Source organism: Bradyrhizobium sp. SZCCHNS3052, from assembly GCF_032484495.1.
GTDB lineage: Bacteria > Pseudomonadota > Alphaproteobacteria > Rhizobiales > Xanthobacteraceae > Bradyrhizobium.
Genome location: NZ_JAUETB010000016.1, coordinates 36,084 through 59,284, shown reverse-complemented (window position 1 = coordinate 59,284; position 23,201 = coordinate 36,084). Strand labels below are relative to the sequence as shown.

General features: G+C 61.7%; 15 protein-coding genes, 1 tRNA gene and 2 pseudogenes. 9 read left to right on the top strand and 9 right to left on the bottom strand.

All coding sequences use genetic code 11. The features are described from left to right. Positions 1–48: 48 nt before the first annotated feature. A complete protein-coding gene (locus QX073_RS31360) occupies positions 49–939 on the top strand; it encodes a LysR substrate-binding domain-containing protein (RefSeq protein ID WP_316226938.1) in 891 nt (296 codons plus the stop codon). A 70-nt stretch (positions 940–1,009) separates the two neighbouring features. Here QX073_RS31360 and hisN read toward each other — a convergent pair whose 3' ends face one another. Continuing rightward, a complete protein-coding gene (hisN, locus tag QX073_RS31355; protein WP_315716573.1) occupies positions 1,010–1,795 on the bottom strand; it encodes a histidinol-phosphatase in 786 nt (261 codons plus the stop codon). A 483-nt stretch (positions 1,796–2,278) separates the two neighbouring features. After that, complete coding sequence (locus QX073_RS31350) at positions 2,279–3,163, bottom strand: N-formylglutamate amidohydrolase (RefSeq protein WP_315716574.1); 885 nt, start codon at positions 3,161–3,163, stop codon at positions 2,279–2,281. Between the two features lie 344 nt (positions 3,164–3,507). Here QX073_RS31350 and cpdR point away from each other — a divergent pair, with 344 nt between their 5' ends. Together cpdR and QX073_RS31340 are read left to right on the top strand one after the other, a co-directional pair. Beyond that, a complete protein-coding gene (cpdR, locus tag QX073_RS31345) occupies positions 3,508–3,867 on the top strand; it encodes a cell cycle two-component system response regulator CpdR (RefSeq protein ID WP_006610087.1) in 360 nt (119 codons plus the stop codon). A 117-nt stretch (positions 3,868–3,984) separates the two neighbouring features. Further along, a tRNA-Val gene (locus tag QX073_RS31340) sits at positions 3,985–4,059 on the top strand. A 209-nt stretch (positions 4,060–4,268) separates the two neighbouring features. On the opposite strand, the pseudogene QX073_RS34505 reads toward QX073_RS31340, so the two are convergent. The 4 genes and pseudogenes from QX073_RS34505 to traA all read right to left on the bottom strand — a co-directional run. Continuing rightward, a pseudogene (locus tag QX073_RS34505) lies at positions 4,269–4,994 on the bottom strand (tyrosine-type recombinase/integrase); the annotation flags it as partial. A 287-nt stretch (positions 4,995–5,281) separates the two neighbouring features. After that, positions 5,282–5,467, bottom strand: coding sequence for a hypothetical protein (locus QX073_RS31330; RefSeq protein ID WP_315716576.1), 186 nt, complete (start codon positions 5,465–5,467; stop codon positions 5,282–5,284). Between the two features lie 187 nt (positions 5,468–5,654). Next, positions 5,655–5,870, bottom strand: a complete 216-nt coding sequence (locus tag QX073_RS31325; protein WP_315716577.1) for an AlpA family transcriptional regulator — start codon at positions 5,868–5,870, stop codon at positions 5,655–5,657. 126 nt (positions 5,871–5,996) lie between these two features. Next, positions 5,997–9,008, bottom strand: coding sequence for a Ti-type conjugative transfer relaxase TraA (traA, locus tag QX073_RS31320; protein ID WP_316172818.1), 3,012 nt, complete (start codon positions 9,006–9,008; stop codon positions 5,997–5,999). A gap of 171 nt (positions 9,009–9,179) precedes the next feature. Here traA and QX073_RS31315 point away from each other — a divergent pair, with 171 nt between their 5' ends. Then, on the top strand, positions 9,180–9,506 hold the full coding sequence (locus QX073_RS31315; RefSeq protein ID WP_315716579.1) for a conjugal transfer protein TraD: 327 nt from the start codon (positions 9,180–9,182) through the stop codon (positions 9,504–9,506). Between the two features lies 1 nt (position 9,507). After that, a pseudogene (locus tag QX073_RS31310) lies at positions 9,508–9,781 on the top strand (conjugal transfer protein TraD). Between the two features lie 180 nt (positions 9,782–9,961). Here the strand turns inward: QX073_RS31310 and QX073_RS31305 are convergent. The 3 genes from QX073_RS31305 to QX073_RS31295 form a co-directional block, all read right to left on the bottom strand. Beyond that, positions 9,962–11,095: an acyltransferase gene (locus QX073_RS31305; protein WP_315716580.1), complete on the bottom strand. Its 1,134-nt coding sequence runs from the start codon at positions 11,093–11,095 to the stop codon at positions 9,962–9,964. A 1,094-nt stretch (positions 11,096–12,189) separates the two neighbouring features. Continuing rightward, a complete protein-coding gene (locus tag QX073_RS31300) occupies positions 12,190–12,354 on the bottom strand; it encodes a Flp family type IVb pilin (RefSeq protein WP_315716581.1) in 165 nt (54 codons plus the stop codon). A gap of 224 nt (positions 12,355–12,578) precedes the next feature. Next, the gene (locus QX073_RS31295; protein WP_315810643.1) at positions 12,579–13,763 is read right to left on the bottom strand and encodes a phosphatase PAP2 family protein; all 1,185 of its coding nucleotides are present in this window, start codon (positions 13,761–13,763) and stop codon (positions 12,579–12,581) included. A gap of 693 nt (positions 13,764–14,456) precedes the next feature. Between QX073_RS31295 and QX073_RS31290 the strand changes: the two genes are divergently transcribed. The 4 genes from QX073_RS31290 to QX073_RS31275 all read left to right on the top strand — a co-directional run bounded on the left by QX073_RS31290 (position 14,457) and on the right by QX073_RS31275 (position 23,047). After that, positions 14,457–16,583: a type I secretion system permease/ATPase gene (locus tag QX073_RS31290; RefSeq protein ID WP_315716583.1), complete on the top strand. Its 2,127-nt coding sequence runs from the start codon at positions 14,457–14,459 to the stop codon at positions 16,581–16,583. Further along, positions 16,570–18,024 carry an HlyD family type I secretion periplasmic adaptor subunit gene (locus tag QX073_RS31285; protein WP_315716584.1) on the top strand — a complete coding sequence of 485 codons (1,455 nt, stop codon included), beginning with the start codon at positions 16,570–16,572 and terminating at the stop codon, positions 18,022–18,024. Before QX073_RS31290 ends, QX073_RS31285 begins: the two co-directional genes overlap by 14 nt. Positions 18,025–18,137: 113 nt before the next feature. Continuing rightward, positions 18,138–22,682, top strand: a complete 4,545-nt coding sequence (locus QX073_RS31280; RefSeq protein ID WP_315716585.1) for an RHS repeat-associated core domain-containing protein — start codon at positions 18,138–18,140, stop codon at positions 22,680–22,682. Continuing rightward, a complete protein-coding gene (locus QX073_RS31275; RefSeq protein ID WP_315716586.1) occupies positions 22,682–23,047 on the top strand; it encodes a hypothetical protein in 366 nt (121 codons plus the stop codon). The genes QX073_RS31280 and QX073_RS31275 overlap by 1 nt, the downstream gene beginning before the upstream one ends. The last annotated feature ends 154 nt before the right edge of the window (positions 23,048–23,201 follow it).

The following is a 23,201-nucleotide window of genomic DNA, read 5'->3' as shown; positions in this document are numbered from 1 at the left end:
GTGGAGGTTACGGAGCAAGCCTTCGTCCAAGGCTGAGGCAGGATGACCATGCGTTTCGATCTGGTCGATCTCAGGCTGTTCATTGCCGTGGCCGAGGCCCGCAGCATCACCGGCGGCGCCGACCGGGCGCATCTGGCGCTGGCCTCGGCGAGCGCGCGGATCAAGGGTCTGGAGGACGCGTTTGGCGTCGAGCTGTTCAAGCGCGGCCGGCGCGGCGTGGAGCTGACCGCGGCGGGCGAGAGCCTGCTCGATCACGCCCGCATCATCATGGCCAATGCCGAGGCCATGCAGGGCGAGCTCTCGGGCTTCGCATCCGGCCGTCGCGCCAACGTGCAGCTGCTCGCCAACACGGTCGGCCTCGCCGAGCATCTGCCGAAGGCGCTGGCGGCCTTCCTGCGCGAGCATCCCGACATCAACGTCGATGTCGAGGAGCGCGAGAGCACCGAGATCGCCGAGGCGATCGTGTCCGGCAGAGCGGATCTCGGCTTTGCGGCGGAGCACGCGCTGCCCGAGACGATCGAGCGCTTCGCCTTCGGCGAGGACCGGCTGATCCTGGTGGCCGGACGGCGCAGCCCGTTCGCGGCGCGCCGACAGATCGACTTCAGCGAGACTGCGGGGGAGGATTTCATCGGCCTCACGCAGGGGACGGCGCTCAACGTCCATATCGGCCGGCACGCCGCGCGGCTCGGCATCCGCCAGCACGTGCGGGCCAGGCTGCGCGATTTCGACGCGATCTGCCAGATGGTGGCGGCCGGGATCGGCATTGCCGTGGTGCCGGAAGCGGCGGCGCGGCGTTGCGCGCGGTCGATGCCGATCAGCCTCGTCGCGCTGCGCGACGCCTGGGCCGATCGGCGGCTCGTGATCTGCGCCCGCAGCTTCAAGGCGCTGCCGCGTCCGGCGAAACTGCTCGTCGAGCATTTGCGCCGGGCCGCCGCGTGAGGCGCCCGACGACCGGCCGGATGTCTCCGTTCCGCGCGAGAGGCGGGGAGCCAAGCCGGTGGAGGCGGGCTCAGCCCGCTGCCAGCCGCTTCAGCGCCGCTTCGTGGACGCGCTTGTCGCCGGCGGCGACGATCCGGCCGCCGTTCTGCGCCGGGCCGCCTTCCCAGTCGGTGACGATGCCGCCGGCGCCGTTGATGATCGGGATCAGCGCCGCGATGTCGTAGGGCTTGAGCTCGGTCTCGATGACGAGATCGAGATGGCCGGCGGCCAGCATGCAATAGGAGTAGCAGTCACCGCCATAGCGCGACAGCCGCGTCTCGGCCTCGACCCGGCCAAAGGTGGCGCGATCGGCCTCGTTCATCAGCAGCGGGCTCGTCGTATAGCACACCGCATCCCCGAGACGCTCGCAGCGCCGGACCGAGAGCCGGCGCTCGCCGCCGCCGTTCTTGTAATTGGCGGAGCCGTTGTCGCCGGCGAAGCGCTCGCCGATGAAGGGCTGGTGCATCATGCCGAACACCGGCGTGCCCTTGTGCAGCAACGCGATCAGCGTGCCCCAGGTCGGGAAACCGGCAATGAAGGATTTGGTGCCGTCGATCGGATCGAGCACCCAGACGTAGTCGGCGTCCTCGCGCTCATTGCCGAACTCCTCGCCGACGATGCCGTGCTGAGGAAAGTTCGCCTTGATCAGGCGGCGCATCACGGCCTCGGCGGCGCGGTCGGCCTCGGTCACCGGATCGAAATCGTGCCGGCTGCTCTTGTTGTCGACCAGCAGCGAGGTCCGGAAGAACGGCAGGATGGTTTCGCCCGACGCGGTCGCCAGACGACCGATGAAGGCGGAGAAATCAATGACCGTCACAACGCGTCCTTGGGTGTGGGAATCGGGTGGCACTAAGCCCGGTTATGCCTAGCTCAAAGCGGTCGGGGGCGCATCCGGATATGGAACACCAGCGTGGCATCATGGATACCGTTTGGTGTCCGGCCGCGCTGGCCGGGCGCGGTTGAGCCGTCGTGGGCCCCTGATGTGAAACTGAAAGCGAAACCGGCGTCCCTCTCCGATCGTTTGGAATCTCCAATCAAGCCATTGACTTCTATGATGAAAAGAAGAGCTGTTTCGCGCTGAACGCAACCCGGCCTATGTTTTTTTGCATGGAGAAAGGCGGAAAAACTCTTGCGCTTTGTGCAGCGCGATTGCATATTGTTGCGGTGCGGTAGCGCTTCGCGTTATCGCTGCCCTCCTTGGGCGTTTCCTCCCTAGACTTGGGCCGCTTGTCATTCAAGCGGCCCTTTTTTTTGCGCCGACGCCACCGGCCGAAATCGCTCGGACCGAACGCGCAGTCCTCTATTCCGCCGCCGCCTGGAACGGCCCGAGGTCGCCGAGCGGCACCGTCGCCAGCACCTCGGCGAGCACGGCGAGATCGGAGGCGACCTGGGCGAAGCGCGGTCCGCGCTCCCTGCGGCGCTCGTCCATGTAGATCGCGCGGTTGAGCTCGATCTGGATCGCATGCAAGCCCGTGGCCGGATTGCCGTAATGCTCGGTGATGAAGCCGCCGGCATAGGGCTTGTTGCGGCCGACCGAATAGCCGAGCCGGCCGAGCACGTCCTCGACCAGGTCCGGCAGCAGCGACGCGCAGCTCGTGCCGTAGCGGTCGCCGATCACCATGTCGGGCCGGCGCGGCTCGTCGCGCGAGACGCCGACCGACGGCATCGAATGGCAGTCGACCAGCACCACGGTGCCGAACTGCTGGTGCACGCGGTTGATCAGCCGGCGCAGCGCGCGGTGATACGGCTTGTACAGCGTCTCGATCCGGTGCAGCGCCTCGTCGACGCTCAGCCGGTCGCGATAGATCTCCTGGCCGTCGCCGACCACGCGCGGGATCGTGCCGAGGCCGCCGGCCACCCGCATCGAGCGGGTGTTGGCAAAGCTCGGCAGCCGCCCGGTGAACATCCGCGGATCGAGCTCATAGGGCTCGCGATTGACGTCGACATAGCAGCGCGGGAAATGCACGCGAACGACCGGAAAGCCGCGCAACAGGAGATCGGCGATCAATTCGTCCATGAACGAATCTTCGGAGCGCCGCAGCGCCGGCAGATCGATTCGCGACGCCCTTAGGAAATCGTCGGGGTAGGCCGATCCGGAGTGAGGGGAATTGAAGATGATGGGCGCGCGCCATTCGGTCGGCTCCATGATCTCGAACGGCGGCAATTCGCCATCAAAGTCCGTCATCTCTGGGCGCCGTCCCCTTGGTCACGTGCGTCGATGTCACGTCCGTTGATGCGCCGGTATCCTCCGGCCGATTCGTTCTGGACAACGCAGGCACTGCTCTTGCCAACGCGCATCTTCGATAATCCGAGCCGGTCTGCCAAGCGAAAAGCAATGAAAAAGTTCATCTCGCGTTTGGAACAACTCTGAGCTGGCGTGCTGCTTCGGTCGAAGACCGCACCTTCAGCCCTCAAAATGCCTTGCCGATGTCGGATCAAAAGGCGCAATCTTTCACCCGAAATTTACCGCCCGTCAGGCTTAGTGGCGGCAACGCTCCGCCTCTCACCCGGACCAGACAACCCCTCGCCATGCACAAAATCCTGCTCGCCGAAGACGACAACGACATGCGCCGCTTCCTGGTCAAGGCATTGGAAAATGCCGGGTTCCAGGTCTCGCCCCACGACAACGGCATGTCGGCTTACCAGCGGCTGCGCGAGGAGCCGTTCGAGATGCTCTTGACCGACATCGTGATGCCGGAGATGGACGGCATCGAGCTGGCGCGCCGCGCCTCCGAGCTCGACCCGGACATCAAGATCATGTTCATCACCGGCTTCGCCGCGGTCGCCTTGAACTCCGATTCGGAGGCGCCTAAGAACGCCAAGGTGCTGTCCAAGCCGGTGCACCTGCGCGAACTCGTCAGCGAGGTCAACAAGATGCTGGCGGCCTGAGCCGCCAGGGACAGACCTCCGGAACTGGCGGATTATTCCCAATTTCGGCATTTTGCGTCCTTGCCTGCCTGCGTGGGAGCCGATATAGGGACGCCCACCCGAACGGATATTGGATTAGGGCACGTAGCTCAGCGGGAGAGCACTACCTTGACATGGTAGGGGTCACAGGTTCGATCCCTGTCGTGCCCACCACCCCTCCGGACGTCGGCTGAATTCATTGAGCTTTTTGTTCGATTTCCCGCACCTAGCTTGTCGGTGAGGGAATAGACGTTCGCTCTATGATCCACGGAGCCGATCATTCGCTCGAGCTTGGCGACGCCGCCATACGCCAATTTCTTGCGATTGGCGTTCCGCGTGTAATGGCTTGCCATCCGACGATCGGTCCAACCGAAGATCGCATCCAGCTCGGCTTCCGTTGCTCCGTTTTCGGCGGCGACGGTTGCAGCCGCCTTGCGAAGGCCGTGCGCTGATCGGTTCGCCAACCCAGCTGCGACGCACTTCTCCTTGAACACGTTGCCTAAGCTCTCCTTGGTCATCGGCTTGCCCTGCCGGGTCGCGATGTAGGTCTCGGTTCCGATCGGACCTGCCTCCAACGTCCGGCGCAGGACATCGAGCATCGGGAAGGTGACCTCAATGGTCTCGCTCCCCTTTTCCAGGCGCTTCGTGATGATCGGCACGAAGATCTGCTCGATTTTTCCGTCAGGCCCAATCCGCTCTTGCACCTGTTCGGTCACATCGGCAGGGCCGAACGATGCTGCGTCACCCCGCCGAAAGCCGGTGAAGAGGTAGACGTCTATCATGACGCGCTCTCGCGTGCCGAGCGGCCAGCGCTTGTAGTAACGCCGAACGTCGGCATCAGACCAGGTGACAAAGCCTTCGGTTTTCGCTGGCTTGGGTGTCTTGATCCCTTCGGTTGGATCTGCCGCAAGGATCTTTTGCGCGACCGCCCAGGTGAACATCCGCCTCATGGTGGTGAGAAAGTGCCGGGCCGCGGAGGGGTTCTGAGCGCGACGTCCAAGCCCGTCCAGGATGTGCTGCTTCTGGATGGCGGCGGCTCGTTTGTTGCCGTTGGCCTCCAGAACATGAATCATGAGGCTGTTGCGCTGCTTGTGAGTGCTCGCCTTCATCTCGCGCCAATCAGGCGCTTTTGCCTTGTATTCTTCCCATAGCCATTTGAGGCTACCATCAAAGACCTTCGCCCTGGCTTCGCTTGGATCGATTGCGAGGCGTGGCCGATTGAACATGTCGGCTACAGCGATGTCGTAGTTGCGGTTGAATTCTATGGACCCGTACTCGCCGCGAATGCGAGTGCGTTTGCCGCCTACGTCCTTGTTGCGAACGTACCAGACCGTCCTGCCATGACGGTTGATTTCCTTGTGAAGGTAGGGCCTGCGAGGACGGGGCATGAAGCGAATCAAAGCACGAAATGCTCTTCGGGCTCAACCGTCTCATCGATGCCCCGCTCTTCCTTGTATTTGACCAGGTCGACGATGATCGTGCCGTCCGGCTTAATTCGTATGGATGAAGCACCGGCCGCTTTTGCAGCGCGGATCGCTCGTGCCACTTCGCCTTGGGTAAATCGAGCGGAGCGCCGGCTCATGGAACGCCTTCGGTTGACATCGCGCTCTGCCGTAAGCGCATTTGCAATGTAGCTTGGTCCGAACTCGTCGTCTGCATCTCGCGGGACCGTCCCTGAAGCGGGATGCCGTGGCGTAGAAAAGGATGGGGTCGGATAGTTCAGGAGAGCGCCTCCAGAAACGTCGTCCCTGATCGTTGTGCCATAGAGCTTACAAGATTTCATCGAGGTCGCGCCGCGGACGCCATCTTACGGGATCTGCGATCCACCGGTTGATGTCGGATTCATGCCAACCAGTTCCGTTGCTGCTGATCTTGAGTGGGGTAGGGAACGTACCTTCGGCGATCTTGCGGTAGATGGTGGATCGGGACAGCCCGGTCCTGGCAAGGACGGTTTTCAACCTGATGATACGGTCTGGCTCGCGCATGGCCGTGATGCCCCTCGCTGGTTGCTCCTGACGTCCGGCGAGACCAGAGGCCAAACAGGTGCAGGCGGACAATAGGAGTTCGCGCGTTGCCAGCTGTGGCGTAGAGCCGGCGGCAAACGGGATGGGTCAAATTCCAAGGCCTCGGCCTCTGCCGAGATCGATGCCATGGACGAAGGCCAGATCCTGGCCGAGTCGGCGGCCCGATTCGAATGCAATGCCGAGATCGTTCTTGCGGCCGGCAAGGATGGATTCCAGTTGCGGGTCGCGCTGGAGGCTCTTCGCCATGTCGCCCATCGCCGAGCGCGTGGCCTTGTAGCCGGACAAGTCGCCCGCCTGATATAGGCGCCTGCTGGTCTGGTCGAGCTCCCGCCATCGCTCAACGAAGTGATCGGCGCGGCGGCCCGGATCGCTGCGGAGTTCGGTTTCGAGCTGGAGCGCGCGGATGGCGCGATTGACCCGGCCGTCCGCCGCTTCGCGGGCGAGCTCCGGGTTCTTCTTGTAGGCGGCTTCGGCATCGTGCGAGCCAAACGGGCGCACCGCATTGAAGGCTTGGCGGGCCTTCTGCAGCTCTTTCACCTGCTCGGGACTGGTCCTGTCGTCCGTCTTCTGCGCCTCGAAGATCGCGTCCACCGCGCGGGCGTGGCGCACGAGAGCACGGGTCCGGACGCGACGCGCTTCCACTTCGGGATCTTGCGTCACGTTCCTGGCCGGCACTTCGGCTCCACGCCGGTCGGCTGCGGGATCGTTGCTTTCCCTTTCCGGCGTCGCCCGTTCCGGCCTCTGTCCGCCATCCAGTCTGGGCACATCAGCCGGAGACCGCAGGCCGTCCAACATGTCGCGCAGCTTCTCGGGCACAATCTTGCGCACGATCTCGACCACGCGCTTGCGGAAGGTGATCCCGCGCCGTTCGGCGTAATTCTGTACTGGATCGGCAGCCTCGTAGTCCGAGGCCATATCCTTGGCGCGAACGCGTGACAGGGCACGGGTGAGCCGGTCCTGACCCGCAAAATCATCGCGGCCATAGTGCAGGCCTACCCCGTCGCGGTGCCGAGACAGCGCGACATAGCTGCTGTGGGCGTCCATGCCCGGCGTCGCCAGCACATGGACGCGGTCAACCGTCATGCCCTGCGCCTTGTGGATCGTCGCGGCATATCCATGGTCGATGCGGTTGTAATCCTTGAGGTCAAAGCGCACAGATCGGCCATCGTCGACCTGTACCGTCATGCCCTGCGCGCTGACCTGTTCAACGGTCCCGAGCGTGCCGTTCTTGACGCCAAGGCCGCGCTCGTTCTGCAGAAACATGACGCGATCCCCGCTGGCGAAGGTTCTCGCACCTCGCTCGACCGTCACCCCCACCTCATTGCCCAGATCGCCCGCGGCTCGCATCCGTTCGCGCGCTTCCTCGTTCAGGATGCGGACCTCGTCATTGGTGTGGGTGAGGATAATCCGGCTCCGGTCCGGTGACGCCTGCCGGTCGCGGTCCCAGCGCTCGATCAGATCGCTGCGCGCCTGCTCGCGGGTCTGGGCCTCGTGCACCATGCCGTGAGCGCGGTAGGCTTCGAGCGCATGGCCCACTTTGCCGGCTGCCAGATCGCGTGTGGCGTCCCGCTGCCAGTCTTCCTGCTGACGGCGCACTTCACCGATCTCCGCGCCGCCGTAACGCTCATGGATGGAGCGGAACGCGGCGCCCGCTTCGATGGCCTGCAGCTGCTGCGGATCGCCGACCAGCACCACCTTTGCGCCAGCCTCGGCCGCATGCGACAGCACGCGCTCGAGCTGGCGCGTGCCGACCATCCCCGCCTCGTCGATCACCAGCACATCACTGGATCTGAGCAGATCACGGCCTTGTTTCCAGCCATGCTCCAGGCTGGCGATCGTGCGCGACGCAATGCCCGATCCGCCTTCGAGGTTTTCGGCGGCAATACCGGACAGCGCAACACCCCGGACCTCGAAGCCCGCCGCTTCCCAGGCCTCGCGCGCCACCCCCAACATTGCGCTCTTTCCCGTCCCGGCATGGCCGACCACGACGCTGAGATCGCGTCCGTCCGTAGCATGCGCAACCGCGTCGGCCTGCTCGGACGAGAGGACCAGACCGCGCGCTTCCGCTCCCGCCAAAGCGGCCTGGCGATCCGCGTCGGGTACCTGATGGCGCGCCTGTTCCGCCATCCGTTTAGCAGCCCGGTGCAGCCGCTGTTCCGCTTCGATCATTCCGCGGGTGGTGAACCGATCCTCGCCGCGGGCGTCCTTGCCGAGTTCGACCAGATTCGGCGCTCCCTGCATCGCGCCCATGACCTCGTTGAACTGGTCGAGTCCGTCGCTATGCCGGTGCGCGAACTTTGCCATGTCGCGCCGCGTGAAGGTCGATTGCTGCTGGGTGATGGCATCCAGCCCAAGTGAGGGATCCGTGATGATCCGCACGCCATTATTTCGCGCGATCTCCCGGTGCATCTCGGCCCGGTCGGCCTCAAACCCTTCGCCCGCAATGTCTCGGACCTCGATTCGCTTTGCCGGCGCGCCGATCTGGCTTTGCGGCTCCAGAGCAATGCCCTGGGCCTCCAGGCTGCGATGGTCGATCCGCGCGTCGATGTCGAGCTCGGCCAAGCGCTCGTTGGCAAGCTCGGCCCAGCGCCTCCGCCAGCGCTCGACCATCTCGGTACGATTCCAGTCCCGCACCTTTTGGCCGAACCCGTTCTCGTCGACCGCGCGCATTGTCAGCATCACATGGGCATGAGGTTTGGGCATGCCGTCTTCGGCCCTGTCCCAATGCACATTGAGATCGGCGATCATGCCGAGACCCACGAACTCGCCGCGAACGAAGTCCCGAGCCAGTTCGATGCCCTGCGCCTCAGTCAGTTCTCGCGGAAGGGCGACCTCGACCTCTCGGGCCAGCTGCGCGTCCTTGCGGATTTCGTGTGCTTCGACATTATTCCAAAGCCGTTCGCGGTCTCCCCACGCCTCCGGCGCATTCTCCGGCAGTATCACCTCGGAATGGACGACGCCGCGCTTGGCGGAAAAATCCTGATCGCGGCCAAGCCGCTCGTCACGCAGTCGCGAGGCCGAGCGGTAGGCGGCCGACGCCACCGCACTGCTCCCGGCCTTCCGGCCAATGACCTTGACGTGAAGATGATAGATCGCCATCGCGAGCAGAGCATCTACACAGCAAAGCGTACGTCGGCACGACGTATAAGCGCGCCCTCCCTCGAAAAAATCTCGGGAGGGACTATCCCGTCTCAGCTCGTCCTGATGACCTTACAGCAATGCGCCAGTGGCCAAGCTATCATTTCTCCATTGTCACTCATGGAGACGACGATGCGCAAACCCAGGAACTTTGATGCTGACCTGAAGGCACTCGACGACAAGGCGCGCGAGCTGAAAACCCGCAAGGTACGCCAGCTCGGCGAGCTCGTTATCGCTACGGGAGCTGACGCGCTCAGCGCCGACGAGCTCGCGGGCGCGCTGATCGTGCTGGCCGAGACGAAAGAGGCCGGAAAGAGGGAGGCATGGTCCAAGCGCGGCGTCGCGTTCTTTCAAGGACGGTCGCGGCGAGTTGCGCCAGCAACTGACCGCGACGCTGACGTTGCTCCTACGCAACCGAGCGGCGCGCAACCGGCATCAAGCCGCAAAAGCGCGACGTGACATGCGCGCGTGGCGGGTCGAACACCGCAAGCGCACCCGGTACCTCATCGAACTCGGCGGCCTCGTGGTCAAATCCGGTATCGTGGACCTGACCGGTGATGACCGTTCCGCGATCTTGGGTGCGCTACTTTGGATGGTTGACAAGCTTAAGAGCGGTGAGGGCGAAACGGGCACGTGAGCTTTGGGCCGCAAAGGGAAAACAAGCGTTCGAGATGAACCCTAGGATGCCAACACGCATAGTCGTTTATGTCCGACAATCGCACGTTGGCCAATAGCTGCCGCTTCGACAGCAGCCCTATTGATCAATCGGCATACAAATTGCGATTTGGTTGCCGCCTTACTCCAGCTCCGAGCCGTTCGCTCTTGATAAAGCGGTCACTGTGACTTTCCAAATTGGCCACTGGCGTTGGGTAAGGCACACTAGATCGAGATCTCCGCTTTCATGATGATTGCCTTCATTGAAGCAGGACCGGACTCGCCTGCCGAGTCTCTTGCCTTCGCAGCAGAAGGGTCCGGACTAGCCGCTGAGCAGGCGCTTCAAACCAGCAATAGGTGAGGCGCGCGGTGACGAGCGTGGACAGCACGAAAGCCGCCGAGAACAGAGGATCGAGGTAGGGGATGGGCCGCTGCATCGACGAAAAAGCAAGCGCGATCGCAAGTTGAATTGGAAAGTGCAGCAGATAGCAGGAATAGGTTGTATTGCCGGCTGTCTCCACCAGGGTCTCCAGGCGCCGCGGCAAGACTATGGGCTTCGAGCAGCAGAACAACAGGATCGGCGTATAGATCAGCAGAAGCGGTGCAGTGAGCGCCTCAAGGTCCATGCCGGACATCCAAAATGCCGCGGGCATCGCGATGCTCGCACACGCAGCCAAGGCTTCCAACTTCGGCCGATGCCGAGCCCCGGCGACAGCCTGTCTTGCCATCGCGGCAAGGCCGCCAGCGTAGAAGAAAGCGAAGCATTTTGACATCAGCGTACCGGTCGCGATCGAGATCACGATCACCGCTAGATTGAAGAGCGGGGACGGACGCACGACGCGCAGCGACAGGAAAAACGCCGCATAGACCACGATCTCGATTGAGACTGACCAGATTGGTGCGTTGAAGCTGACGCCGTGCGGCGGAAGCCAGTCGCTGGCCATGAACAGCTGCTTGACGAATTGAGGGATGTCGTTTTGCTGAAAGACGAAGAAGTAGTTGTGCTGAACGAAATACATCAGCTGGAGCATCATGACCAACGGCAACGTCGCGAGATGGAGCGGGTAAAGTCGCGCCAGCCGATAGACGAAGAAGGTCCATCCGCTGATCGTGCGGTCGGCGATGACCGCGCTATACTTCCAGAAGAAGATGAAACCGGAGATGCACCAGAATATCTCGACCCCATTCTTGCCCTTCTCATAAAACGGGAACAGAACGCGGTAGAACGGCAGCTCGCTCCTCACGAGACCGACCGGCTCGTCGCCGACGAAGGCAAAGTGCTGATAGTGCCACAGCAGCACCGCGACGGTAGCGAGGAAGCGCAGCCCTTCCAATCCAAGGAGTTTCTGGGTCTTAGGCCATGTCGACGCTTTCGGAATGATCATCGGGGTCATTGACCTCCTGACGAGGGCGCTGGCCAATTCTAGCCGGAGCAAAGTGAAGGATTCTTTTCGCTCGGCCGAGCCCCGCCCGGAGGCATCCCAGGCGTTCGCCGCAGGCGATCTCGGCGCCGCGCTAGATTGCCTTCTCCAAGGAGCGATACGCTGATCGTCGCGGTCTGCCTTAAGATCTTGCGGATCATAGGCTACGAGCCCGACCCCGGTGACCATTGCGCGCAGTTTTCTCTCCAGTGCCTCGACCTTGCTCTTAGTGAGAGGCGCGACGACGGTGAGGTGGTGGGGACTCAAATCGGCCGTGGGACCGACGAAAAGAGGAGCCAACGCCGAACGAGATAGTGCGGTGCCAGATCGCCAATGATGACAAGAACAAGAGTCGCCGCACCGAGAACTGGGGCTGCCGAGCTGCTCAATCTGACGCTCTGATCGCCAGAGGGGTCGCTCGCGAGATCGAGGATGCAGTCCCTCGGCCAGTGCAGTTCTGCGCCCCGAAACAACTGGGTATATTTGACAGTCACCTAAATCCAGATCTGGCGAGGCGCTCCCGTCGCTCGACAACGTGAGCTGCCCGAGGATAAAAGAGCTGTCGGCTCGCGTTACGATGGGGAGCAGCGGGAGCTTTGATAGAGCCCAAGTCTGCGCGAACCGCACGCGCTTTCGGCTACAGCTGCTTGGTGAAATTGCGGTTCGGTTAGTCGCCGTCTGTCACTTTCGGTTGCATCGACTCCATCGAGCATGGCCGGCAGCGGCGATGCGAATACGGCGCCTGGAACGTTCCAGGGCGCGGGCGGCACGACGGGAATGATCGGAGACGTAGAACTCGACAGCCACAATCCTAACACCAATGGCTAGGGAACTCTTCCGTCAGACGCTTAGGCTGCGGAAATACTTCTATCTCCACAAATATTAAACTCACGCGACTTGTGAAATGCTCGAGCAGGCTGACCGGTACTTGAAGATTGGTGATGTCCACCATGAGACTGTACGACATTAAAAGGCCAGTATTCCGCGGCGCTGCGGTTTTTGAAGCAAGAAACCCGAACGCATTGGTTCGGGCTTCCTGAGAACGCCAACGTGTAGACTGTGCAGAGCTAGTTGATGGAGGAATTGATGTCTACGAACGAGGTGTTGATCTTGCTGCCCAAACCGTTGACTGCTGCGATGATCGCAATTGAAATTCCTGCGGCAATCAATCCGTACTCGATTGCAGTGGCTCCCGATTCGTCACGCAGGAACCTCATCATCTTGACCCGCATTACACCCTCTTTGCTGTTGGCCAGATCGGCGCACCTTCAAGCCACAAAAGGATACCTTATGGCATCTTATAATAGATGAGTCTGAATAAGACAATTTTAGATAGAGTAAATATCTTTAGCGCATGTGATCTAGTGGGGGCGCAAATGGCCGTACGTTTTAGTGTCAGAACGAACGCCTATACGCCATCAAGAGAAATCGCAGAACCGGGCATACAGGGCCGGTGTCAGGATTCGCTGACTTGCGCTCTGGTCATGATTTGGCACATTCCGTGCGTGAGACGGTCGTGTGAAGCGTCGGCTCGCAATCCAGATGATCCCTGCGCCCGTCGCGAGGACAATGACATCAAGGCGACAGCAGTTCCGGTTGCGACCAGCCACACGACCGCGCCGCATGGAAGATCGATCGCATAATGTCCACCGATCGGCACGGTCGATGCGATCACGAGGGAATTCCAGATCAATGAAATCGGGAATAGCCACCTGAGGTGCCGGGACGCGGATATGATCATCAGCGCCAGGCAGCAATGGAACGACGGAAATGTCACAACTCCCTGCAGATTGGCGAATGACAGCAACGGCGAGGCCGAATTGCGGAAGTATTCCAACTTCGACAAGTGATACGTTCCCGCGCCTGTCGGGAGATGCTCAAGCAAGCTGGCTGGGTACCCAAAGAACGCGAAGGCACCTTTCGCTGGCCAGATCACGGAAATGCTCGCGCATGCGACAATCGTGGTGGCGAATACGAACGTCAGTATCCATAAATGATCGAAACGGCGAACGATTGCGAGCAGCACTGAAAGGCCGAAGAGCAGGGGGAATGAGCTGTCGTACGTGACCGACAGGAGCTGGGACCAGGCGGGGTTGTCGGCTGCCCAAGCGATGACAGCAGGCAAGTCGAAACCCGCCGCTCGATCCCATCTTGCAAGATCTGCATCGATGAATGGGGCGTTATTCCGAAGCCCAACAAGGCTGATGATTCCAGCCACTGCGCCCGATAGTAACATTGCTAGGAGCGCTCCGCACAAGTTGCTGAGCACCGGCGATGGTCGCCAACGTCGATAGACAACGTGAACAGTGAGGAGGAAGCCCAGTATCGTCAATGCAACCAAGAGGCTGCCGAGATCAACAATGATAGCCGACCGCTGGGTCAGGAAGGCCGCGAACGTGGTCGCGACAAAGCAAATGGCCCATACGCTCGCTTCCACATATCCGGTCGTATGCGTTCCCTGCGAAGACCAAGCGAAAGCCGTGCGACCCGAAGACTGGGAAGCAGGAGTGATCGAATTACCATCCTGCGATTGCGTGCCGTTAGGTCTGTGTATCTCCCCGATCTGTGTCCTTGCGGATATCAGGAAGCGGAGGCGACGAAAGAATGCGGGCAATAGGGTGTCTGTGGCGGGCTCCAACATGGATGTCCGCTCCCGTGTCAGTCTGTTTCAGATTATTTCGGTCGGTACCTACATACGCAAAAACCGTGAGCCTGAGCAATCTCAACGTGTATTTTAACATGATACCGTGCTGAGATGCTTAACAGATCTCTAGCGCATCGCGAGATGTGCCTTTGGAATCGGTCTGGGATTGCGCTGTCCAAAAGCTACTGGCCATGAGCCTATGATCGCCTGACATCGCAGCTTCGGTGTCAACGGGGGTCCTTATGTAGGCTTGCTCGTTGCGCGGCGATGTTTTGAGTGCGGATTTCACCTTGCTGTCAAAATTGTCAGTTGTTCGGGCGGCCGGATGTTTATCGCCTCGACAATTCGGAATTCACCAGCTCTCGAACATCACGCAGATGCATATGATTCGTGGGGATTGTGTCGTTCTTTGTTTGTAGTGGGGAACATCAGGCGCGCGGGAGTTCAGGCGTTTGCCGTGAGGGAGCTAGCTGAGTAAGTCAAGAATCTTCGTTCCTCAGCCGTCCGGGGCGTTGCGAGGTGCTGTCGGGTTAGTCCAGCAGACGCGCGAAGCCTGCACCCAATGCACGCAATGCATGTAACGTGCGATCCCTCGCAGGTAAAAATATCCTCGGCGGGAACGTGGCAGATCTTGTCCAATCGTTTCTTGTGGTACATCATTCCTGCACGACTTAGGGTAGTGCAGGGGCAATGGACGCGGGGCAGAGGGATACGGGGCTCGACTGCCTGACATTGCTGCTGCGGTTTCATCAGGTCGCTATCGATCCGGCGCAGATTGCACATCAGTTGGCGGGAGAGCCGGTCGGCGTGACGGAGATGCTCCGCTGCGCCAAGCAGTTGAAGCTCAAGGCTCGCGCTGTCAGCCAGAATTGGGACGGCCTTGCCAAGCTGCCGCTGCCGGCCATCGCAGCGCGGGCTGATGGCTCGTTCGTCATTCTCGGCCAGGTCACCGTGGATGCGGCGCTGATCCAAGATCCGCAGGTCAACCGGCCGCAGAGTCTCAAGCGCGCCGAGTTCGAGGCCAACTGGACCGGCACGGTCGTGCTGATGGCGCGCCGCGCCTCGCTGACCGATCTTGCGCGCCGTTTCGACATCACCTGGTTCCTGCAGGCGATGCACAAATATCGCCGGCTGCTCGGCGAGGTGCTGCTGGCCTCGTTCTTCCTGCAGCTGTTCGGACTGGTGACGCCGCTGTTCTTCCAGGTCGTCACCGACAAGGTGCTGACCCATCGCGGCTACACCACGCTCGACGTGCTGGTGTTCGGGCTCGTTACAGTCACCATCTTCGAGACCGTGCTGGGGGGCTTGCGCACCTACGTCTTCTCCCACACCACCAACCGCATCGACGTCGAGCTCGGCGCGCGGCTGTTCCGCCATCTGGTCGCGCTGCCGATCGCCTATTTCGAGGCGCGGCGCGCCGGCGATTCCGTGGCGCGGGTGCGCGAGCTGGAGAACATCAGGAATTTCATTACCAGCTCGGCGCTGACCCTGGTGATCGATCTCGCCTTCACCTTCGTCTTCCTGGGCGTGATGTTCTACTACTCGCCGTTCCTGTCCTGGATCGTGATCGGCTCGTTCCCGTTCTACATCGCGCTGTCGGCCGGGGTGACGCCGATCTTCCGCAAGCGGCTCGACGTCAAGTTCGACCGCGGCGCCGAGAACCAGGCCTTCCTGGTCGAGACCGTCACCGCGATCCAGACCCTGAAGGCCATGGCAATCGAGCCGCAGATGCAGCGGCGCTGGGAGGAGCAGCTCGCCGGCTATGTCGGCGCCAGCTTCGACGTGCTGTCGCTCGGCAACTGGGCGAGCCAGTCGGTGCAGTTCATCAGCAAGATCGTCACCGCGCTGACCTTGTATTTCGGGGCGCATCTGGTGATCGAGGGCAGCTTGAGCGTCGGTGAGCTCATCGCCTTCAACATGCTGGCCGGGCGGGTGGCGCAGCCGGTGCTGCGGCTGGCGCAGCTGTGGCAGGATTTCCACCAGGCGCGGCTGTCGGTGGCGCGGCTCGGCGACATCCTCAACACCACGCCGGAGCCGGCGTTCAATCCCGGCCGCGCGGCGCTGCCGCCAGTGCGCGGCGAGGTCGTGTTCGACCACGTCCATTTCCGCTACCGCGTCGATGGACCGCTGGCGCTGCACGACGTCAGCCTGAAGGTGCCGGTCGGCCAAGTGGTCGGCATCGTCGGCCCCTCCGGCTCTGGCAAGTCGACACTGACCAAGCTGATCCAGCGGCTGTACGTCCCCGAGGCCGGCCGCATCCTGATCGACGGCGTCGATCTCACGGTCGCCGACGTCACCTGGCTGCGGCGGCAGATCGGCGCGGTGCTGCAGGAGAACGTGCTGTTCAACCGCTCGATCCGCGACAACATCGCGCTGGCCGATCCCGGCATGGCGATGGAGCGGGTGATCCAGGCGGCCGAGCTCGCCGGCGCCCATGAGTTCATTCTCGGCCTGCCCGACGGCTATGACACGGTGGTTGGCGAGCGCGGTGCCAGCCTCTCCGGCGGCCAGCGCCAGCGCATCGCGATTGCGCGTGCGCTGGTCACCAATCCGCGCATTCTCATTTTTGACGAGGCGACCTCGGCGCTCGACTATGAGAGCGAGAACATCATCCAGAGCAACATGCGCAAGATCTGCGCCGGGCGCACCGTGTTCATCATCGCGCACCGGCTGTCGGCGGTGCGCAACGCCGACCGCATCCTCACCATCGAGAATGGCCGCCTGGTCGAGGACGGCACCCATGACGAGCTGATCAAGCGCGCTGGGCGCTACGCGACGCTGGACCAGATCCAGGCGGGGCTCCATGTCGTCGGCTGAAGCGCAGAAGCAGGACAACGCGCCGATCTCGCTCGACGCGCGACGGGGCCGCCGCAAAGATGCCCGCGAGTTCCTCCCCGCGGCGCTGGAGATCGTGGAGACGCCGGCCTCGCCCGTGGGCCGAGCCGTGGCCGGGACCATCATGCTGTTCTTCGTCATCGCGATCGGCTGGTCGATCGTGGGCCATGTCGACATCATCGCCTCGGCGCAAGGCAAGATCGTGCCGACCGGCCGCACCAAGACCATCCAGCCGCTGGAAGCGGGCGTCGTCGCCGCGATCCACGTCCAGGACGGCGACAAGGTGCATGCCGGCGACGTGCTGGTCGAGCTCGATCGCACCGTCACCGAGGCCGAGCGCCGCCGCGTCGCGCAGGGCCTGATGCAGGCAAGGCTCGATGTTGCAAGGCTCGGTGTGCTCCGCGACAGCTTCGGCGATCTCGCCGAGCTGCGACCGCTCAACGTGCCCGAAGGCGCCGCACCCGCCGACGTCGCACGTACCCGCGCCGCCCTGCAGGCGCAGGCCGCCGAGCAGCTGTCGAAGCTCGCCTCCAATTTGCAGCAGATCGCACAGAAGCGTGCCGAGGCGCAGTCGATCGAGGCCGCGATCGCCAAGATCGATGCCACGCTCCCATTCCTGCAGGAGACCGCTGACATCCGCCGCAACGCCAAGGAGATCCAATACGGCAACCAGATCGCCTATATCGACGCGCAGTCGCGGCTGATCGACCAGCAGAGCGAGCGCATCGTGCAGACGCGGCGCCTGGTCGAGATCGAGGCGGCGCGGCTGGCGCTGGAGCAGCAGCTGGCGCAGACCCGCTCCGGCTTCGAGCGCCAGGTGCTGTCGGACCTCGCCGATGCCGAGAAGAAGGCCGACGAGCTGACGCAGGACCTCGTCAAGGCCGAGCGCAAGATCGCCGAGCAGGTGCTGCGCGCCCCGATCGACGGCACCGTGCAGCAGCTCGCGCTGCACACTGTCGGCGGCGTCGTCACACCGGCGCAACAGCTGATGCTCATCGTGCCCGCCGACAGCCAGCTCGAGGCGGAAGCCATGATCTCCAACCGCGACATCGGCTTCGTCAATGTCGGGCAATCAGCCGAGATCAAGATCGACACCTTCAACTTCACCCGCTACGGCCTCGTCCATGGCAAGGTGCTGAGCGTCTCCCAAGATTCGATCGTCCGCGAGAAGCCCGCCGATAAGCAGAATGGCGGCAAGGCGGCTGGTGCACTGGCCGAGACCAGCGAGCCGGCAGGCCAGGAGTTCATCTATTCGGCGCGGGTGTCGCTGGATGAGAAGCAAATGCAGATCGAGGACAAGATGGTCGCGCTCGCGCCGGGGATGGCGGTGACGGTGGAGATCAAGACGGGGACGAGACGGATCATCGAGTATGTGATGTCGCCGCTGCTCAGATACAAATCCGAGAGTCTTCGCGAACGATGAAACTACTCCGCGAAGATGCCGCGACTCATCACCGATTTTGTTGGGATGCCGACGTGGAAAGGGTTGTTGTCGAATTGACATCCTAAGGTGATAAAATACCGTGCAGTTGATCTATGATTGATATGTATTTGATTCGTGTTGTTGCAATCGGAAGTTGGGGGCACATGATCCGGGTTGGAAATAGGTTTGCGCAGCTGGCTTGGCTGCGCGGTTCTATCGTCGCAGTCATCTTGTTCTGTGCCTCGTTCATCGTCTGTCTTGCGCCCCAGCCGGTGCATGCGGGCCACTGGGCCAGCTATCACAACGGCAACTGCGGTTCGGATGGTATTGCCTGTGCGCAGGAAGACTTTTGGGCTTACTGGAGCAGCGACCCAAGCGTCATCCTGACGAAGTGCTATCTTAACGGGGCGGGGAGCAGCGGCATTTTCGCCGGTGCGATTTGTGACGGGAATTCGAATGGAGCTTACCGGGGTGGTGTAGCGTTTCTCAACTGCGATAGTGGTGAAGTTCTAACCGGATCGGGGTGTCTCGCTGCTCCCCCGGCGGATCACTGCCCGTCCTGTCGAGACCAGGTCGCCAATCCCGTCGATCTTCGCAGTGGCATGAAGATCGAGGCCTATACCGATTTCTCGACCCAGAGTACGAGCGACGGCGGTGCGTCGCTCAAATTCGAGCGCTTCTATACGAGCGATCAGGCGACGCTGAGCGGACGTCTGCGTCCGTCGCGGCTCGGTAACGGATGGCGGTCGAACTTCGATTCCGGCGCGATCGTCGCTTCCAATAGCGTGACGATTACGCTCCCCAACGGAGAGGTCGTCCTCTTCAGCTATGTCAGCTCGACCGGCCTCTACGCGCAGAGCTATTACGACTGGAGCCTGAAGAGCCTCGTCATTGGCAACCGCGGTCGGGCTGCGACGCTCGTGAAGAATGCGACCACACAGCTCTATACCCTGACGACGGATGACAATATCAGCCGGGTCTACGACGCCGGCGGCGTGCTGCAGTCGATCATATTCCAGAGCGGCTACACCCAGGCACTGACCTATGACAGCGCCGGCAACAACACGCTGGTAACCGACAGTTTCGGTCGGACCCTGCAGTTCACCTATACGCCGCAGGGGCTGCTCGATACGATGACGGTGCCCGGCGGACAAGTCTATCGCTACAAGTTCATTCCGCGCTACGCCATCGTCGGCAGGAGCGGTCCGGATCCGCTGCAGATGGCGGCGGACCTGTTCGCGCTCGAATACGTCATTCAGCCGGATACGACCGCAGACACGGCGGACAATCCGCGCATCCGCTATCATTACGAGAATGCAAGCTTTCCCTACGCGCTGACCGGCGTCACCAACGAGGCCGGCGTGCGCTACGCGACCTGGACCTACGATGCCAAGGGGAGGGTGCTGACATCGGAGCATGCCGGCGGCGTCGAGCGATATTCGATCGCCTACAATGATGTGGCCAACACGGTGACGGTGACCAATCCGCTGTCTAAGGTCGCAGTGTATCACTACAGCAAGGATGCGCGGGGCAACAACATCCTCGCCAGCATCGAGGGGCAGCCGTCCGCCAATTGCGTTGGTTCGAATTCCGTCATCGGCTATGACGTCAACAATTATGTTACGGACGAGACCGACGAGGAGGGGCGGGTCACGCATTACGTCCGCGACAGCCGCGGCAATCCGACGCTCGTCACCCGCGGCTACGGAACGCCGCTCGCGCAGTCGAACAGCTACACTTGGCATCCGACGCTCAACGTGCCGACGCGTGCGGTCGAGCCCGGCGTGACTACCGACTTCACCTGGACCGGCGGTCTTCTCACCCAGCTCACGAAGGCCGATACGACCAGCCAGACGGTGCCGTATGCGACCAACGGCCAGACCCGGACCTGGACTTACGGTTACACGACGGGAGGGTTGCTTGCCTCCGTCGATGGGCCGCTGCCCGGAGCCGGTGACACAGTCCTTTACACTTATGACCAGACGGGATTCGTGGCGACGATCACCAACGAGGTCGGCCACCTCACCAAGGTGATGTCGCATAACGGGCGGGGCCAGCCGACCACGATCCTCGACCCCAATGGCGTCTATACCAACCTGACCTACGATCCCCTGGGCCGGTTGAAGAGCACAATCGTGGATCCCAGCGGGCTGGTCGCGACGACGTCGATCGACTACACCCCGACGGGCGATGTCAGCCGGATCGTCAGGCCGAACGGCGCGTTCCTGCAATATACCTACGATGACGGCCGCCGGCTCATCCGGGTGCAGGACAATACCGGGGCGACGGTCGAGTACGACCGCGACAATCTCGGCAACGTCACCGCGCGGCGGATCAAGGATCCGAGCGGCATCCTGCAAGCGTCGCAGACGGCGACCTATGACGAACTCGGCCGGTTGCTGACGTTCGTCGGCGCGTTCGGGCAGACCTGGACCCACGGCTATGACCGCACCCACAACGAGGTGTCGGTCACAGATCCGCGAGCCAACGTGTTCGGATCGAGCTTTGACGGCCTCAACCGGCTGATCGGGACGACGGACGAGGAGGGCAACTCGGTCGCGGTGGCTCGCAACGGTGCCGACGACATCACCGCCTACAGCGACCCGCGCTCGCTCACCACCAGCTACGTCCGCAACGGTTTCGGTGAGGTGATCCAGCGCGTCAGCCCGGACAGCGGCACGACCACCTACACCTATAACGTCCTGGGCAAGCCGATGCAGATCGTCGATGCCCGCGGCGTCGGCACGAACCTGACCTATGACAATGCCGGGCGGCTGCTGGCCAAGCAGTATCCGGCAGCGCCCAGTGAGAACATCACCTATACCTGGGACGACGCGACCAACGGCAACAAGGGCAAAGGCAGGCTCACCCGGATCCAGGACGCCACCGGCTCGATCGATTGGACCTTCAACGCGCTCGGCCAGGTGATGCAGGAGCGCAAGGCCACGGGCTCGGCCATCTATGTCGTCGGCTATGGCTATGACCTCGCCGGAAACATCATCCGCATGACCTACCCGTCGGGACGGGTGGTCGATTACACTCGGGACACGGTCGGCCGCATTACGGATGTGACTTCGCGGACCACGAACGCGACCGTGCCTCTGGCGTCCAACGTGACGTATGGCGCTGCGGGGCCGTTGCAGTCGCTGACCTATGGCAATGGCCTGACCCTGATCAAGACGTATGATCAGGACTACCTACTGAGTCAGCTCGTCGTCACGGGCACTTCATCCGGAACCGATGTTGTCAATCGCCAATACAGCCGCAACGACGGCGTCAACATCACCGATATCACCGACACGGTCGATACGCTGCGCAGCGAGAATTACTCGTATACGCCGACCGGTCGGCTCGAGAATGCCAGCGGCCCCTGGGGCGTGCTTGGTTATGCCTACGACGCTGTCGGCAATCGGATGTTCGAATCCTATGCCAGCCGTGGAACCGTCACAGAGCAGATCACCCAGTACGAGGCCACGTCGAACCGGTTGGTCGATGTCAGCAGCAACGGAACCAACGTTCGGACATTTACTCACGACGCGGCAGGTAATCTCGTGACCGACAATCGGTCCGGCACGATCTATGGCTATCGCTACAACAACCGCGATCGGCTCGATCAGCTGAGTCTCAACTCGTCCGTCACGGCGGACTACGGCTATGACGGTTTGGAGCGGATGGCCGTCCGCACGCTACGGACGGCCTCGCCGCCCGCTACCATGCATTACGTGTACGATCTCACCGGTCGTCTTATCGCCGAAGCGACGGCCTCCGGCGTCGTGACCCGGGAGTATGTCTGGCTGGACGACATGCCGCTCGCCGTGGCAGCTGATCTCGACACGTCCGCGCCAAACCTCTGGTTCGTCCACGCCGACCATCTCGACCGCCCGATTCGGATGACGGACAGCACGAAGAACGTGGTGTGGAATGCATACTTCTTGCCGTTTGGCGCCGTCGACGTGATCCTAGGGTCTGCCACGAATAATCTGCGGTTTCCGGGGCAGTATTTTTTGTTGGAAGCCGGGCTTCACTACAATTGGTATAGACATTACGATCCCACCCTGGGACGATACACGCAGCCGGATCCTAATGGCGAAGTGCCGGCGTTCTGGTCTGTCACTTCTGGCGAGTCGCCCATTAGCTCTATAATTGACGGCCGGGGCATGTCGGCGCAGGCGTCCGCGTTTGTCCCGTCGTCACTCACTGTAAATTGGTCCTTCGGTCTAGAGCTGCCGGAATTGCTGGATGGACCAAATGTCTACGCCTACGCAGGGTCTGCGCCTGCGCTGAAGCGGGATCATACCGGTCGTTATGTCGACGCAATGGGAATCTGGTATCCGGGAACGGACGAAGAACCTGGTTTCGATTACAATCCTCTTGAGCACCCATATCAAACCGGCGGTATGATGTTGGCGGTGGTCGCTATGCCTTACGCTGGCGCGATCTGTGAGTATGCAGTGCTAGGATGGGAGTATTCGTTCGGCCGCAATTTCCGTTTTGCTCCCTATGGAAACCGCACGGGCCACCCCCTCGGACGTTGGCCGCATTATCACAGGCGAGCTGTCGATCCTGTGACGGGGGAGACTATGCCGGGAGGCGGTATCGGACGTCACCGGCCGTGGGAAACTAAGTCTACCGATCGATCATTTTGGAGCAGATTCTGATGAATGTGGACCTATCGAGTGTTGCTATCATAAACGAGTCTAGCAGCAGCGAAGTAGTTGGTGATGTAACGCTGTTCCGGAATTTTGAGAGCTTAGCTGCATGGACGGAGCCGATCGATGTTGAGAATAACGAGTACTTTGCGTATTCGTTGGCAGGAGATCGCCTCAACCTCAACGTTGAAAGCGACCGAGTGAAGGTTACAAAGGCTAACGACGGAGTTAATCTTTCCGCGCATGTTAGGAAACTTCTTGAAGCGACTGCTGAGCACGTCATTAGAGCAAGCAATCGGGAAAGCGTCACGGGTATTGATCCAAAGCTGATGTCGCTAAGAGAGCTTATCGATGTCATCGGTTTCGCCCGATAAAAGTGTCTATGCGTCTGGAGCGAGAAATATTTTCTTACAGCCGATCACTGTGGCTAACGCTCGATCGTCGGTCTGCTAAGGTTCCCGCGATTGTTCGGAATAAACCGCTTGTTGGACACTGGTTGCGACTTGGCTTGAGGTAGGAATCGCGGAG

What these genes read in the sequence shown, in the direction of transcription:
- QX073_RS31325 (WP_315716577.1), bottom strand. Translation starts at nt 5,870, where the DNA reads ATGCGCGAGCCAGACCGTATCATCAGGTTGAAAACCGTCCTTGCCAGG.
- QX073_RS31295 (WP_315810643.1), bottom strand. Translation starts at nt 13,763, where the DNA reads ATGTTGGAGCCCGCCACAGACACCCTATTGCCCGCATTCTTTCGTCGC.
- QX073_RS31280 (WP_315716585.1), top strand. Translation starts at nt 18,138, where the DNA reads ATGATTGATATGTATTTGATTCGTGTTGTTGCAATCGGAAGTTGGGGG.
- QX073_RS31360 (WP_316226938.1), top strand. Translation starts at nt 49, where the DNA reads ATGCGTTTCGATCTGGTCGATCTCAGGCTGTTCATTGCCGTGGCCGAG.
- cpdR (WP_006610087.1), top strand. Translation starts at nt 3,508, where the DNA reads ATGCACAAAATCCTGCTCGCCGAAGACGACAACGACATGCGCCGCTTC.
- traA (WP_316172818.1), bottom strand. Translation starts at nt 9,008, where the DNA reads ATGGCGATCTATCATCTTCACGTCAAGGTCATTGGCCGGAAGGCCGGG.
- QX073_RS31330 (WP_315716576.1), bottom strand. Translation starts at nt 5,467, where the DNA reads ATGAGCCGGCGCTCCGCTCGATTTACCCAAGGCGAAGTGGCACGAGCG.
- QX073_RS31290 (WP_315716583.1), top strand. Translation starts at nt 14,457, where the DNA reads ATGGACGCGGGGCAGAGGGATACGGGGCTCGACTGCCTGACATTGCTG.
- QX073_RS31305 (WP_315716580.1), bottom strand. Translation starts at nt 11,095, where the DNA reads ATGACCCCGATGATCATTCCGAAAGCGTCGACATGGCCTAAGACCCAG.
- QX073_RS31300 (WP_315716581.1), bottom strand. Translation starts at nt 12,354, where the DNA reads ATGCGGGTCAAGATGATGAGGTTCCTGCGTGACGAATCGGGAGCCACT.
- QX073_RS31275 (WP_315716586.1), top strand. Translation starts at nt 22,682, where the DNA reads ATGAATGTGGACCTATCGAGTGTTGCTATCATAAACGAGTCTAGCAGC.
- QX073_RS31285 (WP_315716584.1), top strand. Translation starts at nt 16,570, where the DNA reads ATGTCGTCGGCTGAAGCGCAGAAGCAGGACAACGCGCCGATCTCGCTC.
- QX073_RS31350 (WP_315716574.1), bottom strand. Translation starts at nt 3,163, where the DNA reads ATGACGGACTTTGATGGCGAATTGCCGCCGTTCGAGATCATGGAGCCG.
- QX073_RS31315 (WP_315716579.1), top strand. Translation starts at nt 9,180, where the DNA reads ATGCGCAAACCCAGGAACTTTGATGCTGACCTGAAGGCACTCGACGAC.